Origin of the sequence: Kribbella ginsengisoli (genome assembly GCF_039537185.1) — a bacterium.
Taxonomy (GTDB): Bacteria; Actinomycetota; Actinomycetes; order Propionibacteriales; family Kribbellaceae; genus Kribbella; species Kribbella koreensis.
Map to the genome: position 1 here is coordinate 591,003 of NZ_BAABAA010000002.1, position 15,660 is coordinate 606,662.

The window sequence follows — 15,660 nt, forward strand, 5'->3', positions numbered from 1 at the left end:
TGCGCAGATGACGGAACGGGGTCCGGTACCTAAGGTCGAGCCATGTACGCACCGGCTCCGCTCAGGCGACAACTGAATCGTTCGGGTCTGTTGCTGCTCGGTCCCGCCTTCGTGGCGGCGGTCGCGTACGTCGATCCGGGCAACTTCGCGACGAACATCGCCGCGGGCGCGACGTACGGGTATCTGCTCTGCTGGGTCGTGGTCGGCGCGAACCTGATGGCCGTCCTGGTGCAGTACCTGGCGGCCAAGGCGAGCATCGCGACCGGCCGGACCCTGCCACAGCTGTGCCGGGAGCACTTCAAGCGATCCACCTCGTCCGGGTTGTGGGCGCAGGCCGAGCTGGTGGCGGTCGCGACCGACCTGGCCGAGGTGGTCGGCGGCGCGATCGCGCTCAACCTGCTGTTCGGGATCCCGCTGCTGCTGGGTGGCGTGATCACCGGCGCGGTCTCGTTCGCCTTGCTGATCTATCAGTCGAAGCGCGGGCAGCGGCCGTTCGAGGCGGCGATCGTCGGGTTGCTGGCGGTGGTACTGGTCGGGTTCGTGGTCTCGACGTTCCAGTCGCATCCGTCCGCGTCGGGCGTGGTGGGCGGTCTGGTACCGCGCCTGGACGGCACCCAGTCGATCGTGCTCGCCGCCGGCATGCTCGGCGCGACGGTGATGCCGCACGCGATCTGGTTGCACGGGGCCCTCGTCACGGACCGGCACTGGAAGTCGATCCGGTCCGCGAAGGGCAGGCAACGGGTGCTGCGCGCCACCCGGATGGACGTCGCGGTCGCGATGGCGCTGGCCGGCGCGGTCAACCTGGCGATGGTCGTGCTCGCGGCCGCTGCGCTGAAGGGCACCGGGGCCGACTCGCTCGACGCCGCCCACGCCGCGATCGGCGATCGGCTCGGTCATACGGCGGCGCTGTTGTTCGCGCTCGCACTCCTCGCGTCGGGCTTCGCATCGTCCTCGGTCGGTACGTACGCGGGGTCGGTCATCCTCGAGGGGTTCTGGAAGCGGCACGTGCCGCTCGCGACGCGGCGGCTCATCACGCTCGCCCCGGCGCTGATCATCCTGGCGATCGGGATCGACCCCAGCCGGGCGCTGGTCGTCTCGCAGGTCGTGCTGAGCTTCGGCATCCCGTGCGCGCTGTGGCCTTTGGTACGTCTCACGGCTTCCCGGCGCGTCATGGGTGAGCTTGTCAACCGGTTGCCGACTACTCTCCTGGCATGCCTGGTAGCAACCGCCGTCACGGCCCTCAACGTCGTACTGATCGTGCTGACGCTGCGGGGGTGAACTGCGCGTGACCGCCGTCTATGCGGTCAGCGACATCCACGGCCATCCGGACAAGCTCGCCGCGGCGCTCCAGGAGGCCGGGCTGATCGACGCCGAGGGCAACTGGTCGAACCAGGACGTGCGGCTGTGGTTCCTGGGCGACTTCTTCGACCGCGGGCCGGACGGCGTCGGCGTACTGGCGCTGGTCCGCCGGCTGGTGGCGCAGGCCGAGGCGGGCCAGGGCGAGGTCCGGGTGCTGCTCGGCAACCACGAGATCCTCGCGCTCGGGATGCGCAAGTTCGGCGACACGTTCGTACCGCACGAGGGCATCACGTCCCGCAGCTTCGAGCGCAGCTGGGCGCTGAACGGCGGCCAGGACCGTGACCAGGAGCTGCTCACCGACGACGACGTCGCCTGGCTGCTGGACCAGCCGATGCTCGGGCTGGACGCCGATCACCTGCTGATGCACTCCGACACCGAGGAGTACCTCGACTGGGGTGACTCGATCGACGAGATCAACGCGAACGTCCGGGCCGAGCTGCACAGCGACGAGATCACCGTCTGGTGGGAGATCTGGCGCCGGATGACGTCGCGGTACGCGTTCCGCGGCGAGGCCGGCCCGGTGGTCGCGGCCGAACTGCTCGACCGGCTCGGCGGCCGCCGGATCGTGCACGGGCACAGCATCGTGGCCGACCAGCTCGGCATCGACCCGGCGTACCTGACCGGTCCGCTGCTGTACGCCGACGGGCTGGCGCTCGGCATCGACGGCGGCACCTTCGACGGCGGGCCCTGCCTGGTCGTCAAACTGCTGCCGATCTGACGGAATGCCCTGGGGCCAGGGGTGGTTGACGCTTGAAGTAGATGCCGCACGCCCTTTGGAGCTGAGCCATGTCTGACAAGCCCGTCAAGATCCCCGGTCCCGACCACCCGATCACGGTCGAGAAGAACCCGGACCGGGTCGTCGTGAAGGTCGCCGGTCAGGTGATCGCGGACAGCCGTGACGCGCTGTCACTGCAGGAGGCCAACTACCCGGCCGCGCAGTACATCCCGCGCAAGGACGTCGACATGACGCTGTTGCAGCGGACCGACAACGAGACCTACTGCCCCTACAAGGGCGACGCCAACTACTTCAGCATCGTGCCCGGCGGCGAGCAGACCGTGAACGCCGTCTGGACCTACGAGAACCCCTACGACGCCGTCGCCGACATCCGCGACCACGTCGCCTTCTACCCCGACCGCGTCTCGATCGAGATCATCGCCGACTGAGAAACTCGGTGAGTACCGGCGCCAGCACCTCTGCCGGTACTACGTGATGCTGCCCGTCGAGCTCGACGAGCCTCCCGTTCGGAAGCGTCTTGGCGACGGATCGCGCCGCCTCGGTCATGAACGGGGGGCTCGCCGACCCGGCGACGACCAGCGTCGGCTGGTGGATGGTCCCGAGCAGGCTGACCGGCACGATGCCGCCCTTCGCGGGGTGGTCCATGACGGCGAAGTCGTAGGCGAGCGTGTGCGCGACCTCGGCCATGCCGGGGGTTTTCGCGTATTCGGTCGCGTCCTCCGACGGCATGCCCGCCATCGTGAGAAACGTCGCGACTGCATCGGTCCGGCGACCTTCCGCGAGCAGCTGCAGCACGGCGGCTCCGGCCTCGTCGGACTGCTGCTGCGACTCCTCGTCGTCGGGCCCGTAGGGCGGCTCGTGCAGCACGACCCGGGTGATCGGAAGGCTGCTGGCGGCCATGGCGACGAGCGCGGCGCCGGAGGAGTGCCCGTAGACGGCTGCGCTTCCGTCGACCGCGTCGATGAGTGCGCCGAGGTCCTGGATTTCGCGCGCGACGGCGTACGGGCTGGTGTCGCTGCTGTCGCCGCGGCCCCGGCGGTCGTAGGTGATGACGGTGAAGTTCGACGCGAGCGCCTCGGCCAAGGGGTGGGCGCCGCTGCGGGTGGAGAGTGCTCCGTTGACCAGGATCACCGGCGTACCGGAGCCGGAGCGGTCGTAGGCGATCGTCGTACCGTCTGCTGAGCGTGTGGTGTCCATACCGGTGACGTCGGAGCGGCCGCGGCTCGCTCGACATATTCGGTTGTCGGCGGACCTGGCGGCTGCTTCACTGCGCGGTGATGAGCTATCTCTCGAGAGTCGACGACTACCTGCACGCCGCCCCGCTGTCCGGCGCCGAGGCGCTGGACGTTGGGCCGTTCACCTTGTTCCGGTCGACCACGATCTGGCCGTACTACGCTCGCCCGGTGCCCGGGTCGGGTGCGACCGTCACCGTCGCCGACCTCGAGGAACTGCGGGCTCGTTGTGCGGAACTCGGGTTGCCGTTCAACCTCGAGTGGGTGGTCGAGACGTGCCCCTCACTGGGTCCGGCTGCTGCCGAGGCTGGGCTCGAGGTGACTTCGTACCCGCTGCTCGTGCTCGAGCGGGGTGACTTCACGCCGGTCACGACCTCGCTGCGGTGCGAGATCCTGCCGGCCTCTGCCGAGCTATTGCGGCAGGCCCGCGCAGTGGCCGATGTGGGCTTCGGCGCACCCGGTACGGCGATCGGCGAGGGCGGGATCGAGGCGCGGGACGCCAGCGCCGCCTCGGCCACTGACGAAAAGATCGCGGCCCTGGTCGAGCGGGCCGAGGCAGGGTTCTCCGTCACGGCCGGCGTGTACGGCGACCGGGGGCTCGTGGCGTCTGGCATCCACCAGCCGGTCGGCGACGCCAGCGAGGTCGTCGGCGTGGCCACCCTCCCGGCGATGCGCCGCCAGGGCCTGGGCGCCGCGGTCACCAGCTGCCTGGTCGAGCACGCCTTCGACAACGGAGTGGACCTCGTCCTGCTCTCGGCCGGCAGCGACACGATCGCGTCGGTCTACGAACGGGTCGGCTTCCGCCGGATCGGCCACGCGGGCGCCGCTGAACCCGCCCAACCTGCTGAATAGCGACAAGAGTTGGGCCGCGAATCGTTCGGGTTGGGGTAATGGGCATACCGTTGGAGGGATGAGCAACACCGAGCGGACCCGCCCCCGTACCCTCGCCGAGGCACTGCGCGGCTGGGACGACCTTGCCCTCGGCCAGCTGCTCCGGCACCGGCCTGACCTGGCAACACCTATTCCGGCCGACACCGGCCAGCTCGCGGCCCGGGCGACCACCAACGCCTCCGCGGCCCGGGCGATCAACCGGCTCGACGAGTTCAGCGTCGATCTGCTGGAGGCGCTGTCCGCGCTCACCGAGCCGGTGGACGTCGAGGCGCTGGCCAAGGGCGTCGACCAGCCGGTCGAGGTGGTTCAGCCGCGAGTGACCGAGCTGCTCGCGCTCGCGCTGGTCTGGGGTACCGAAGACGATCTGCGCCCGATCAGGGCCGTGCACGAGCTCCTCGGGCCGACACCGGCCGGGCTCGGACCGCTCACGACCCGGCACTTCGGCAATCTCGACCAGCTGATCGAGGACGCCGGCCCGGAAGCCCGTGAGGTGCTCGACAAGCTCACCTGGGGCCCGCCCACCGGCACGGTCGAGAAGGCCGAGCGCCCGGTGACGATCGCGTCTGCCCGGTCTCCGATCGAGCAACTGCTTGCGCGCGGGCTCGTAGTACCGAAGGACGCGACCACTGTCGTGCTGCCCCGGCAGATCGGCCTCCACCTGCGTGGCGGCCGGGTGCTGGCCTCCACGCGGCCTACCCCTCCCCCGCTCGACGGCAAGCCGGTATCGAACGCCATAGCCGACCGTGCCGCCGCCGGAGCCGCGCTGGACCTCGTACGCCAGGTGGACCGCACGCTTGAGCAGCTAGGCACAGAACCTCCCCCGGTACTCCGTACTGGCGGCATCGGCGTCCGTGAGCTCCGCACCCTCGCCACCAAGATCGGCGCCGAGGAGTCGGCTGCTGGAGCCGTCCTAGAGATCGCGTACTCCGCAGGGCTCCTTGCGGCCGTTGAGGTCGGCAACAGCGAGATGTGGTTGCCTACCGGCGCATACGACGACTGGCTGGAGCTCGACACCGCACACCGCTGGGCCGTGCTGGTCCACGCGTGGTTCACCGGGCTGCGGGCGATCGGGCTCATCGGTCGACGGGACAGCGGCGGTGCGACTGCTGCTGCTCGTGAGCGGTTGGTGAACGCGTTGGCGCCCGATCTGGAGCGGTTGCTCGCTCCGGAGATCCGGCTGCTCACTTTGCAGGCTTTGTCGGAGGCACCCTCAGGTACTGCGCCTGCGGTCGAGTCCGTGGTCACTTGGGTCGCGTGGCATCGGCCGCGACGGGGTGGGCAGTTCCGGGATGACCTGGTCGAGTGGACTATCACTGAGGCGGCTCTGCTCGGGTTGACTGGGCTGGGCACGCTTGCGTCGCACTCTGCGGTGCTCCTGAAGGATGAGCCGACCATTGATGAGTTGGCGGCTGCTATCCAGCCGCTGGTGCCGGAGCCGGTCTCTGAGGTGCTGCTGCAGGCTGACCTGACTGCTGTCGCGCCGGGGCCGCTCGTGCGCGAAGTACAGGATGAATTGGCTTCCATGGCTGACATGGAGTCGCATGGGGGCGGTGGCGTCTATCGCTTCAGTGAGAGTTCAGTGCGACGGGCCTTCGATCTTGGGAAGACCAGTGATCAGCTGCACAAGTGGTTGGCCGAGCACTCGCGTACACCTGTGCCGCAGCCGTTGACGTACCTGATCGATGATGTGGCGCGGCGGCATGGGGTGCTGCGGATCGGCGCTGCGTCGACGTACTTGCGGTGTGATGACGAGAACGTGCTGACTGGGCTGCTGAGCGCCAACCTGCCGGGTATTCGCTTCCGGCGGCTTGCGCCGACTGTGGTGGTGTCGCCGTCGGCGCCTGATCTGGTGCTGGCGCGGTTGCGCGATGCTGGGCTGGCTCCGCTGGGTGAGACGTTTGACGGGGTTGTGCACGTCACGACGGCTGGGCATCGGCGGGGTGAGCCGCCACGTCGGCGTACCAGCCGGGACTTCGCCGACAACGCGATGGAGCTGACCGAGGACCAGGTCAAGGCGGTCATCGAGAAGGTCCGCTCGGGTGATCGGGTCGCTGCTGAGCGGCCAGCCGAGCACACGTCGGGCGATACTACGGCGCCGGCCGAGACGATCAGCGTGCTCAGTGAGGCGGCTGAGGCACATACGCGGACCTGGATCTCGTACGTCGACCACAACGGGACGCCGGCCGAGCGGATCGTCGAGCCGGTGCGGGTGGCGGACGGGTGGCTCACGGCGTACGACGAAGACGCCGATCAGCCACGCACGTACGCCTTGCACCGGATCGCCAATGCCCGACCGGTCGAGAAGTAGGCGTCAGGCGCGGGCCCGGAGCATGCGGGTGAGCAGGTCGGTCTTCTCCAGCAGATTGGCCCTGACCACCGGCTCGGCGTCCGCTGCCAGCGCTTGGATCTTCTCGGCGAAGCCTTCGTCGACTCCGAAGACCGGGATGAGTGTGCGGGTGTAGGTCGTCGCAGCCATCTGGCCCCAGGTGCTGATCTCGGGGACGAGTTCGAGGAACTTGGCGACGAACGGCTTCAGCAACTCGTCCTGCCCCGGGCTCCAGAATGCCGCCGTCACCTGATGCAACGAGCCAAGCGGCACATCCTGATCATTCACCAGCCGCTCCCAAACCGCCTGCTTCTCGTCGTGCTCGGGGATCGCGGCGCGGACCGTCAGCTCACTGACCCAAGCCTCAGGGTCTTGATCCCTGGCCAACAGAGCCCTCACCTCGGCGGTGGTGTCGGCTTTGAGCTGAGCCTTGCGGATCAACGCCCGCCACTGCAGGTCGACGTCATCCCCCGCCTCACTCTGAAGCCAGGCGACGCTGTCCAGATCGGCCGCAGTCCTGGCAAACCCCCGAAGCGCGACCTTACGAAGGCGCGGGTTGGCTGCGAGGGCACGGCAGCTGGCCGCCACCTCGGCCACAAGCTCGTCACGCACCGACTCCGGGCTCCACAGCAGAGCCACATCGACGGCCCTGTTGAGATGCGGCTCGATGAGCGACTCAGACGTCTCCACCGTCACCACTCCGGTCAAGCACCGAACGGCTTCGCCGGCGGTTGCTTCCCCGGTGATCAGCATGTCCCAGGCAGTGGCGACCGCAACAGCCCGCGACAACGGCGTCGGCAACCCAGCAGCATCCTCGAAGAAGCCGTCCCGAGTGTTCGCATCCGGGCGAGTGGAGGCGAAGGTCAGGTCATCATCGTTGACGAGGTAGAGGTCAGCTCCAGCAGGTAGTTCAAGGGGTGTGCGCCGACCGGTCACCTCAACCTCAACAAGTGCAATGCGCTCGAGCGCCCCCGCCCCGCGCTGGTAGACGCCGACTGCGAGCACCTGTGGGCGGGGTTCACCATTGGGGCCCTCGGCAACCAAGGTCCAGCCGTCGTCGTCCTGCTCCAGCGTCAGGCGGTCGGTGCCTGCTTCGTCCAGCCAGCCTGCGCTCCAGCGGGTCAGGTCGCGGTCCGTTTCGCCGGCGATGGCGGTGATGAGGTCTTCGAGGGTGGCGTTGGACCAGGCGTGTTCGGCGAAGTACTTGGTCAGGCCTTGGGAGAAAGGGGTTTCGCCTACGTAGGTCATCAGTTGCTGGAGGACCGACGCGCCTTTCGGGTAGGTGATGGCGTCGAAGGTGGCGGCACCTTCGGCCACGTCGTTGACGGGCTGGCGGATCGGGTGTGTGGTGGGCCCCTGGTCGACCAGGTAGGCCTTGAGCTTCTCGCCGGCCAGGTGAGCGGCCCACGCGTCGGAGTACGAGGTCACCCTGACCGCCGCCCAGTTGCTGGCGAACTCGGCGAACGCCTCGTTCAGCCACAGGTCGTCCCACCAGCGCATCGTGACGATGTTCCCGAACCACTGGTGCGCGAGCTCATGCAGCAGATACCGCGAGAACAGATCCCACTCGGCCTTGGTCGGCGTACTGCGCCGCAGGAACCAGTCCATCCACGTGATGCACCCGTAGTTCTCCATCGCCCCGGCGAACTCCGGAGCGAAGACCTGGTCGTACTTCCGCTGCGGGAACGGCATCCCGAAGACCTCGGCGAAGAACTCGTGCCCCTGCGTGGTGAGCGTGAAGAGCTCATCCGCGTCACGATCCAGGATCGGTGCCAGCGACTGCCGGGCGAACAGTCCGAGATCATGCCCGGCACCTTCGCGACGCAACTCGTAGTACGGGCCGGCGTTGATCACCAGGTTGTACGTCGACAGCGGCGGGGTCGGCGGGAAAGTCCACCGGCGCGCCTCCCCCGCCGACTCGACCGCCGGGTCGCCGGAGTTGGTCAGCACGAGCCACTCGGCCGGCGCGGTGACCGTGAAGGCATGCGGAGCCTTGAGGTCGGGCTGGTCGAAACAGGCCCACACGTAGCGGGTGACATCGGGAGGAAGGTCGGTCCAGAAGTAGACCCGCCCGTCCGCCGGATCGACCGCCTTGCGAACGCCCTGCGCCGACGTGCTGTCGGCGATCACGGTCGTCACTTCGAGCACGTTGTCGGCGGCGAGCCCGCTCAACACGATCCGCCCGTCGACAGCACCCGGCAGCGCGGCCCCGTTGAGGGTCGCGCTCTCGATCTCCGCGACACAGTCGGCGAACGTCGTCGCGCCCGGCTCGTGGCAGCCGAACGCGATCGTCGACGTACAGACGACGCGGGTGCCGGTGGGCAGGCCGGTGAGGTCGACGGCGACGTCGTACCGCTGGATGGTCAGTAGCCGGGCGCGTTCCTCGGCTTCGGCGCGCGTCAGACTCAGGACGGCCATCCCAGCACCTTCCCACGAACCGGTTTCCGGAGACATCGAATTATCCGGAACCCGCGCGAAGGGGAAGTGACTGGTCAGCTACCTTCTGCGACAGGTGTATGAGGCACCTGTCGTTCGACCCCTTGTTCCCGCCCGAATTCGGAGTTCATCCGTGTCAGTTTCCGTATCCCGTCGCGCCGTCTTGTTCGGAGCCGCCGCGACCGCCGCAACCGCAGCGACCCCCGGCCTGCTGTCGACCGCCTCGGCGCAGCTCCCGCAGCAGAGCCCGATCAACATCAACACCCTTCACGCGGTGCACAGCCCTGAGCTGCCCGCCGTACATATCCACTATCCGGCCGCGCTCGACCTGTCGATCCGGTACGAGAGCAAGGACAAGGGCCAGCCCGGCGGCTGCGAGTCACGCACCGCAGAGGAGACCGTGCTCGCCGAGATCCCGGCCGGCGCGGCCTGGGTGACCCTCGGCGGAGTCCGGTACGACCTGGTCAACTTCCACTTCCACACCCTCTCCGAGCACCGGGTGGACGGCCGGCAGTTCCCGTTGGAGCAGCACTTCGTGCACTCCGGGCCTAATGGCGAGAAGCTCGTCATCGGGCTGTTCATCACGACCGGCGGGGCCGGAGGCACACTGCAGGACAAGGTGCTCACCACTGTGCCGACCGAGTGCGGTGACGAGGTGCACCTCCCTCACCTCAACCTGGCGACTGCCTTGCCGACCGACCTGTCCACCTTCCGGTACGACGGGTCGCTGACCACCTCGCCGTACACCGAGCACATCTCCTGGCTGGTCCTGAAGAGCCACCGGGCGATCCTGCCGTCGTCGCTCCACCACTTCCAGACCCGCTTCCCGGACGGGGACAGCCGCCCGGTCCAGCCGCTCAACGGCCGCACGGTCAAGTACCGGTCGCAGCACTGAGCCACTACGGCCCGGCCTGCTCCGGCGGGCTGGGCCGTGCCGTGGACCGGCCTTCGGGTCGGCTACCTTTCAGCCGTGCCGCAGAGCCCGATCAATATCCACAGCATCCATGCGGTGAACAGCCCGGGCCTGCCTGCCCTGCGGGTCCACTACCCGTCCACACTCGACCTGTCCCTCCGGTACGAAGGCAGCGGCAGGACAGTGCTCGCCCCGATCCCGGCCGGCGCGGCTTGGGTGATGCTCGGCGCGGTGCGGTACGACCTGGTCAACTTCCACTTCCACACCTTCTCCGAACATCGGCTGGACGGCCGGCAGTTCCCGCTGGAGCAGCACTTCGTGCACAGCGGGCCTGGCGGTGAGGCGCTCGTCATCGGGTTGTTCCTCACGCCCGGCGGCAAGGGTGGGACCGTGCAGGACCAGGTGCTTGGCGTAGTGCCGGAGGAGAGCGGGCCGGAGGTATACGTTCCGCAAGCCGCATTGGCGACCTCATTGCCGGATGACCTCTCGACCTTCCGCTATGAGGGCTCCCTGACCACACCGCCGTACGGCGAGCCGGTGTCCTGGCTGATCCTCAGGAGTCACCTGTCCATCCAGGCAGCGTCGCTGCACAACCTCCGGCTGCGCTTCCCGGCCGGAGACAGCCGGATGATGCAGCCGCTGAACGGCCGCACGGTCTGCTACCGCGATCAGAGCAGCTGAGCGGGCTGTTTGGCGGGACGAGGCACAATGGAGGGTCGGGTGGAGTGTTCCACCCGTTGCCGGTGACGGGAGAAGCTGTAGTGACTGACGGGCCGTTGATTGTTCAGTCCGACAAGACGTTGTTGCTGGAGACCGCCCATCCGGAGGCGACCGACTGCCGGAAGGCGATCGCACCCTTCGCAGAGCTGGAGCGCGCGCCGGAGCACGTGCACACCTACCGGCTGACGCCGCTGGGCCTGTGGAACGCCCGGGCGGCCGGACACGACGCCGAGCAGGTGATCGACGTACTGCTGCGCTACAGCCGGTACCCGGTCCCCCACTCGCTCCTGGTCGACATCGCGGAGACACTGGACAGGTACGGGCGGCTCCGGCTGGAGAAGCACCCGCAGCACGGGCTGGTCCTCGTCACGACGGACCGGCCGGTACTGGAGGAGGTGCTGCGCTCCGCCAAGATCAAGCCGATGATCGGCGAGCGCATCGACGACGACACGGTCGCGGTGCACCCGTCCGAGCGCGGGCACCTCAAGCAGACGCTGCTGAAGATCGGCTGGCCGGCCGAGGACCTCGCCGGGTACGTCGACGGCGAGGCGCACAAGATTGACCTGGTCAAAGACGGGTGGGACCTCCGTCCGTACCAGCAGCAGGCGACCGACGCGTTCTGGCACGGCGGCTCCGGGGTGGTCGTGCTGCCCTGTGGCGCCGGCAAGACGATCGTCGGCGCGGCCGCGATGGCGCAGGCGTCGGCGACCACGCTGATCCTGGTGACCAACACGGTCTCGGCGCGGCAGTGGAAGGACGAGCTGCTCAAGCGCACCACGCTGACCGAGGACGAGATCGGCGAGTACTCCGGTGCGCGCAAGGAGATCCGCCCGGTGACGATCGCGACGTACCAGGTGATGACGACCCGGCGAAAGGGCGTCTACACCCACCTGGAGCTGCTCGACGCCCGCGACTGGGGCCTGATCGTGTACGACGAGGTGCACCTGCTGCCCGCCCCGATCTTCCGGATGACCGCCGATCTGCAGACCCGCCGCCGGATCGGCCTGACCGCAACCCTGGTCCGCGAGGACGGCCGCGAAGGCGACGTCTTCTCCCTGATCGGCCCGAAGCGCTACGACGCCCCCTGGAAGGACATCGAAGCGCAGGGCTGGATCGCCCCCGCCGACTGTGTCGAAGTACGAGTAGACCTCGAGCAAACCGAACGCTTCGTCTACGCCACCGCCGAACCCGAAGACCGCTACCGCCTGGCCGCTTCAACCCCAGCCAAGTCCCGCCTGGTCCGCCGCATCGCCGACCACCACAAGGGCGAACCCATGCTGGTGATCGGCCAGTACATAGACCAGCTGGACGAACTGGGCGAACGCCTGGAATGCCCCGTGATCAAAGGCGAAACCACGGTCAAAGAACGTCAACGCCTCTTCCAGGCCTTCCGCACCGGCGAGATCGACCGCCTGGTAGTAAGCAAGGTAGCCAACTTCTCCATCGACCTCCCCGAAGCCTCGGTAGCCGTCCAGGTCTCCGGCACCTTCGGCTCCCGCCAGGAAGAAGCCCAGCGCCTGGGCCGAGTCCTCCGCCCCAAGGGCGACGGCCGTACAGCCCGCTTCTACTCCATAGTCGCCCGCGACACGGTAGACGCAGAATTCGCCGCCCACCGCCAACGCTTCCTGGCCGAACAGGGCTACGCCTACACCATCGTCGACGCCGAAAACCTCTTCGCCTGACCGCGGTGCTATCGAACGCGCTGACCGACCCGCCGCTGCCGGAACTACCACCCGCAGCGGCGGAGTTGTTGCTTGCCGACAACGCCCCACCAAGGCTGGCCGCCCACCTACGCCTGGTCCACGACGTCGCCATCCAGCTGAGCGACTGGCTGGCAACGGCGTACCCCGGCCTGTACTTCGACCGCGAGGCAGTCCTGTTCGGCGCGGCGACTCACGACATCGGCAAGATCGTCCACCCCGAGGAGCTGTCCGGCCCCGGCAAACTCCACGAGCCCGCCGGTGAACAGCTTCTGCTGCGCAGTGGAGTCGAGCCGAGGCTCGCCCGGTTCGCGGCGACCCACGGGAGCTGGACCGCCGCAGGCGTCGTACTGGAGGACCTGCTCGTCAGCCTCGCCGACAAGGTCTGGAAAGCGAAGCGAGTCGTCGACCTGGAGCAGTTGCTGGTCGAGCGACTGATGGCGGTGACCTGCGGAGAGAGCTGGCAGGCGTTCCTGGCGCTGGACGACTTCCTCACTCGGATCGCGGATGGCGCCGACGATCGACTCGCTTTCCAGAACGGTTACCCGATCAGGTCCTGATGGACTCGCGAAGTCTGGGGAGAACTTTCGCCGGGGGGTGGGGCGGTTTTTAGGCTCGTACGGGGGTAAAAGCCTCCCCAAGCCCTCTGCTCGGGGGTCAGCCTCGGAGGGTCATTCGCCGAGCCGGGTGTGGATGCCGGTGAAGTGGGACTTCATGGAGTGGGCGAAGAGGTCTGGGGTGCCGGATCTCAACGTGGTCAGGAGGTCTCGGTGCCAGCCGGCGGCGTCGGTGGGGGTGTAGCGGGGGCCGGGGAGGCGGGGGTCCACGTCGGCGAAGGTGCGCCAGAAGACGCTGAGGAAGTCGATGATCAGGGCGTTGCCGAGGGGTTTGTAGAGGGCTTCGTGAAAGGCCCAGTCTTCCTTCGGAAAGTATTCGCCGGCGGCTGCTTTGGACTCCATGGCGGAGACCAAGGCTTCCAGGTGAGAGGTGTCGGTGGTGGAGTAGTGGGCTACCACCTCGGCGGCCAGGCCGACCTCCAGGGCCTGGCGGACTTCCAGGACGTTGCGGACGTCTTGCAGGTCGCCGGTCATGGATTGGGACATGCGGAAGGCGAGGCCGTCCTCGAGGGACTGCAGGGTCACCTGGCCCACGTAGGTGCCGTGGCCGTGGCGGATCTCGATGATGCCTACTGCTTGCAGGGCTTTGATCGCCTCGCGGAGGGGGTGGCGGCCGACGCCTAGCTGCGCCATCAGTTCTTGCTCGTTGGGCAGCGGGTCACCCGCCTGGAGGCCGCGTTCGAGGATGAACGACTTCATCTGGTCGCGGATGAAGGACTGGTTCACGCAGTCACCGTAACCCGGCCCGTTCCAGCAGCCTGCCAACCGAGGTGATCTCATCCGGGTCGAGCGGGATCGACGGGTACGCCGTCAGCGGGCACGCGATCACCCCGAGCAGGAACAGCGCCGCCTTGAAAGCACCGAGCGCCGACGAGCTCAACCCCATCCGCCCCCGGTCCGCCACGTCGACGATCTCGAACAACCGGAAGAGCCGATCCTGCTCGCGCCGCGCGGCCGCAAGATCCCCCGCGGCCACCGCATCGAAGATCCGTACGTACCCAGCCGGATCCACATTCCCCAACCCCGGTACGACGCCGTCCACCCCGAACCCCAACGCCGAGTCCACGGTCAGCTCGGACCCGGTCATCACCACAAACTCATCAAGCCCGGCATCAGCCCGATCCAGCACCAACCGACGCAGACTCGTCTCCTGCCCACTCGAGTCCTTCACCCCGGCGAGCACCCCCTGCCGCCCGAGCTCGATCAGCAAGGCCGCAGGCAGCTTGGTCCCGGCCAGACGAGACGGAATGTCGTACGCATAAAGCGGCACCGCCCCAGCAATCGACGCCAGCCGGACGAAGTGCCGCTCGATCTCCGCCGGATGCGTCGCCGCGTAAAAGGGGGCCGTGGCAACAATCCCATCCACCCCCGCCTTCAGCGCCGCCGACACATGCGCCCCCGCCCGCGCCGTCGACGTGTCGATCGCGCCGGCAAGTACCGGTACCTGACCCGCCACCTCCGAGACGACGGTCTCCAGCACGGTCTGCCGCTGCTCGTCGGTCAGGAAGGTCCCCTCCCCCGACGTACCGAGGACGAAGACACCCCTCACGCCACCGTCGAGCTGATGTGCGACCAGCGAGGCGAGCGAGGCGGTATCGACGTCGTACGAAGAAGTCAGCGGCGTGACGAGTGGGGGTACGACCCCGGTGAGCTTCTGGGCGGTGGTGGTCACAAAGATCTCCAATCGAAGCTTGCGAACCGCACAGTGGCGAAGGACGACGTCTCCCCCGCCTCGTAAAGAATTCCGACCCGATCGCCAGGCAGCGCGACGAGATCGGAGTACCCGGACATCCCCTGGTGAACCACAACCCCCGGCCGCCAACTTGCGCCCGAGTCATCACTGACGAAGACGGTCAACTCGCGCCGCACGACCGGATCCACCGGCGTCGACATCAGCAACCGATCGCCGGCCCGCAGCACACTCCCCTGGATCCCCGGTGCCGTAACTCCAGCGATCCCGGCGTACGGCGCATCAAGCGTGAGCCCGCCGTCCGACGACCACGCGTGCACCCGGGCCGGCCCGGTCCCACGATGGTTACGAGCGTTGAAGTAGAGCCGTCCATCGCCCAGCTCCACCACGGCGGTCTCGTTCGCATTGATCTCATCACCGTCGTTGCGATCGACGAACCCGCAGGCCCACGAGAACCCACCGTCATCGCTGAAGATGCAATGCCCGCCATCAGGCCCGGTAGGCACCACCGAATGATTCGCCGGTACTACGATCCGCCCAGCCCACCGCCCGTTGCCCAAGGCAACTCCGTGGCACGGCCCGGTCGCATACCAGCCCCACTCCGCGGCCTTCACCGAAGCCGTGATCTCCACCGGCGAACTCCACGTCACCCCAAGATCCGCACTGCGCTGCACGAACACCCGACGCCCGTCCTCAGTATCCACACCCCGGGCCACCGAGCTCTCGACCGCGGCGGCCCCGTTCTGGCAAGTGACCAGCACGACGTCGCCGCTCATCGGGTCCACCACCGGCACCGGATTCCCGCAGGTCTTCCCCGCAGCCGCCGAAACCACCTGCACCGCCGACCACGTCCGACCCTCATCAACCGACCGACGTAGGACGACCTCGATCTCACCGGCATCCGCCGACGAATGCAGCCGCCCCTCACAAAACGCCAGCAACGCCCCACTAGCAGCGATTACCGCCGGGATCCGGTACGTGTGATACCGGCTCCCGCTCGGGTCGAAGACGATTTCGGGATCGCCGACTCTTGAAGACAT

The 15,660-nt window shown here is 68.0% G+C and carries 14 protein-coding genes; 9 read left to right on the forward strand and 5 right to left on the reverse strand.

Features of this window, described 5'->3' with window-relative positions; translation table 11 throughout:
- The first annotated feature begins 42 nt into the window (after positions 1-42).
- The 3 genes from ABD768_RS10145 to ABD768_RS10155 all read left to right on the forward strand — a co-directional run bounded on the left by ABD768_RS10145 (position 43) and on the right by ABD768_RS10155 (position 2,523).
- A complete protein-coding gene (locus tag ABD768_RS10145; RefSeq protein ID WP_343979791.1) occupies positions 43-1,278 on the forward strand; it encodes an Nramp family divalent metal transporter in 1,236 nt (411 codons plus the stop codon).
- A gap of 7 nt (positions 1,279-1,285) precedes the next feature.
- Complete coding sequence (locus ABD768_RS10150; RefSeq protein ID WP_343979793.1) at positions 1,286-2,077, forward strand: metallophosphoesterase; 792 nt, start codon at positions 1,286-1,288, stop codon at positions 2,075-2,077.
- A 68-nt stretch (positions 2,078-2,145) separates the two neighbouring features.
- Positions 2,146-2,523: a DUF427 domain-containing protein gene (locus tag ABD768_RS10155; protein ID WP_343979795.1), complete on the forward strand. Its 378-nt coding sequence runs from the start codon at positions 2,146-2,148 to the stop codon at positions 2,521-2,523.
- Here ABD768_RS10155 and ABD768_RS10160 read toward each other — a convergent pair.
- The gene (locus tag ABD768_RS10160) at positions 2,510-3,292 is read right to left on the reverse strand and encodes an alpha/beta fold hydrolase (RefSeq protein WP_344839702.1); all 783 of its coding nucleotides are present in this window, start codon (positions 3,290-3,292) and stop codon (positions 2,510-2,512) included. The genes ABD768_RS10155 and ABD768_RS10160 overlap by 14 nt on opposite strands.
- 80 nt (positions 3,293-3,372) lie before the next feature.
- Here ABD768_RS10160 and ABD768_RS10165 point away from each other — a divergent pair, with 80 nt between their 5' ends.
- Positions 3,373-4,179 carry a GNAT family N-acetyltransferase gene (locus tag ABD768_RS10165; protein WP_344839704.1) on the forward strand — a complete coding sequence of 269 codons (807 nt, stop codon included), beginning with the start codon at positions 3,373-3,375 and terminating at the stop codon, positions 4,177-4,179.
- A gap of 58 nt (positions 4,180-4,237) precedes the next feature.
- On the forward strand, positions 4,238-6,526 hold the full coding sequence (locus tag ABD768_RS10170) for a helicase-associated domain-containing protein (RefSeq protein ID WP_343979804.1): 2,289 nt from the start codon (positions 4,238-4,240) through the stop codon (positions 6,524-6,526).
- A 3-nt stretch (positions 6,527-6,529) separates the two neighbouring features.
- Here the strand turns inward: ABD768_RS10170 and pepN are convergent, their stop codons facing one another.
- Positions 6,530-8,962, reverse strand: a complete 2,433-nt coding sequence (gene pepN, locus ABD768_RS10175) for an aminopeptidase N (RefSeq protein WP_344839708.1) — start codon at positions 8,960-8,962, stop codon at positions 6,530-6,532.
- Between the two features lie 151 nt (positions 8,963-9,113).
- Between pepN and ABD768_RS10180 the strand changes: the two genes are divergently transcribed.
- The 4 genes from ABD768_RS10180 (at position 9,114) to ABD768_RS10195 (ending at position 12,873) form a co-directional block, all read left to right on the forward strand.
- Positions 9,114-9,875 (forward strand): carbonic anhydrase family protein, encoded by a 762-nt coding sequence (locus ABD768_RS10180; protein ID WP_344839709.1) that lies wholly within the window; start codon positions 9,114-9,116, stop codon positions 9,873-9,875.
- A gap of 75 nt (positions 9,876-9,950) precedes the next feature.
- Positions 9,951-10,574, forward strand: coding sequence for a carbonic anhydrase family protein (locus ABD768_RS10185; protein ID WP_344839711.1), 624 nt, complete (start codon positions 9,951-9,953; stop codon positions 10,572-10,574).
- A gap of 80 nt (positions 10,575-10,654) precedes the next feature.
- Entirely contained in the window at positions 10,655-12,295 is a 1,641-nt protein-coding gene (locus ABD768_RS10190) for a DNA repair helicase XPB (protein ID WP_343979815.1), read from the forward strand.
- A gap of 5 nt (positions 12,296-12,300) precedes the next feature.
- A complete protein-coding gene (locus ABD768_RS10195) occupies positions 12,301-12,873 on the forward strand; it encodes an HD domain-containing protein (protein ID WP_344839713.1) in 573 nt (190 codons plus the stop codon).
- 111 nt (positions 12,874-12,984) lie between these two features.
- Here the strand turns inward: ABD768_RS10195 and ABD768_RS10200 are convergent, their stop codons facing one another.
- Genes ABD768_RS10200 through ABD768_RS10210 form a run of 3 tightly spaced genes read right to left on the reverse strand, consistent with a single transcriptional unit; the run spans position 12,985 to position 15,660 of the window.
- On the reverse strand, positions 12,985-13,656 hold the full coding sequence (locus ABD768_RS10200; protein ID WP_344839715.1) for a FadR/GntR family transcriptional regulator: 672 nt from the start codon (positions 13,654-13,656) through the stop codon (positions 12,985-12,987).
- 4 nt (positions 13,657-13,660) lie between these two features.
- Positions 13,661-14,602 carry a dihydrodipicolinate synthase family protein gene (locus tag ABD768_RS10205; RefSeq protein ID WP_344839718.1) on the reverse strand — a complete coding sequence of 314 codons (942 nt, stop codon included), beginning with the start codon at positions 14,600-14,602 and terminating at the stop codon, positions 13,661-13,663.
- Positions 14,599-15,660 (reverse strand): sialidase family protein, encoded by a 1,062-nt coding sequence (locus ABD768_RS10210; RefSeq protein WP_344839720.1) that lies wholly within the window; start codon positions 15,658-15,660, stop codon positions 14,599-14,601. Before ABD768_RS10210 ends, ABD768_RS10205 begins: the two co-directional genes overlap by 4 nt.

Coding starts and splice junctions, on each gene's coding strand:
- ABD768_RS10145 (WP_343979791.1), top strand. CDS start 43: ATGTACGCACCGGCTCCGCTCAGGCGACAACTGAATCGTTCGGGTCTG.
- ABD768_RS10155 (WP_343979795.1), top strand. CDS start 2,146: ATGTCTGACAAGCCCGTCAAGATCCCCGGTCCCGACCACCCGATCACG.
- ABD768_RS10160 (WP_344839702.1), bottom strand. CDS start 3,292: ATGGACACCACACGCTCAGCAGACGGTACGACGATCGCCTACGACCGC.
- ABD768_RS10165 (WP_344839704.1), top strand. CDS start 3,373: ATGAGCTATCTCTCGAGAGTCGACGACTACCTGCACGCCGCCCCGCTG.
- ABD768_RS10170 (WP_343979804.1), top strand. CDS start 4,238: ATGAGCAACACCGAGCGGACCCGCCCCCGTACCCTCGCCGAGGCACTG.
- pepN (WP_344839708.1), bottom strand. CDS start 8,962: ATGGCCGTCCTGAGTCTGACGCGCGCCGAAGCCGAGGAACGCGCCCGG.
- ABD768_RS10210 (WP_344839720.1), bottom strand. CDS start 15,660: ATGTCTTCAAGAGTCGGCGATCCCGAAATCGTCTTCGACCCGAGCGGG.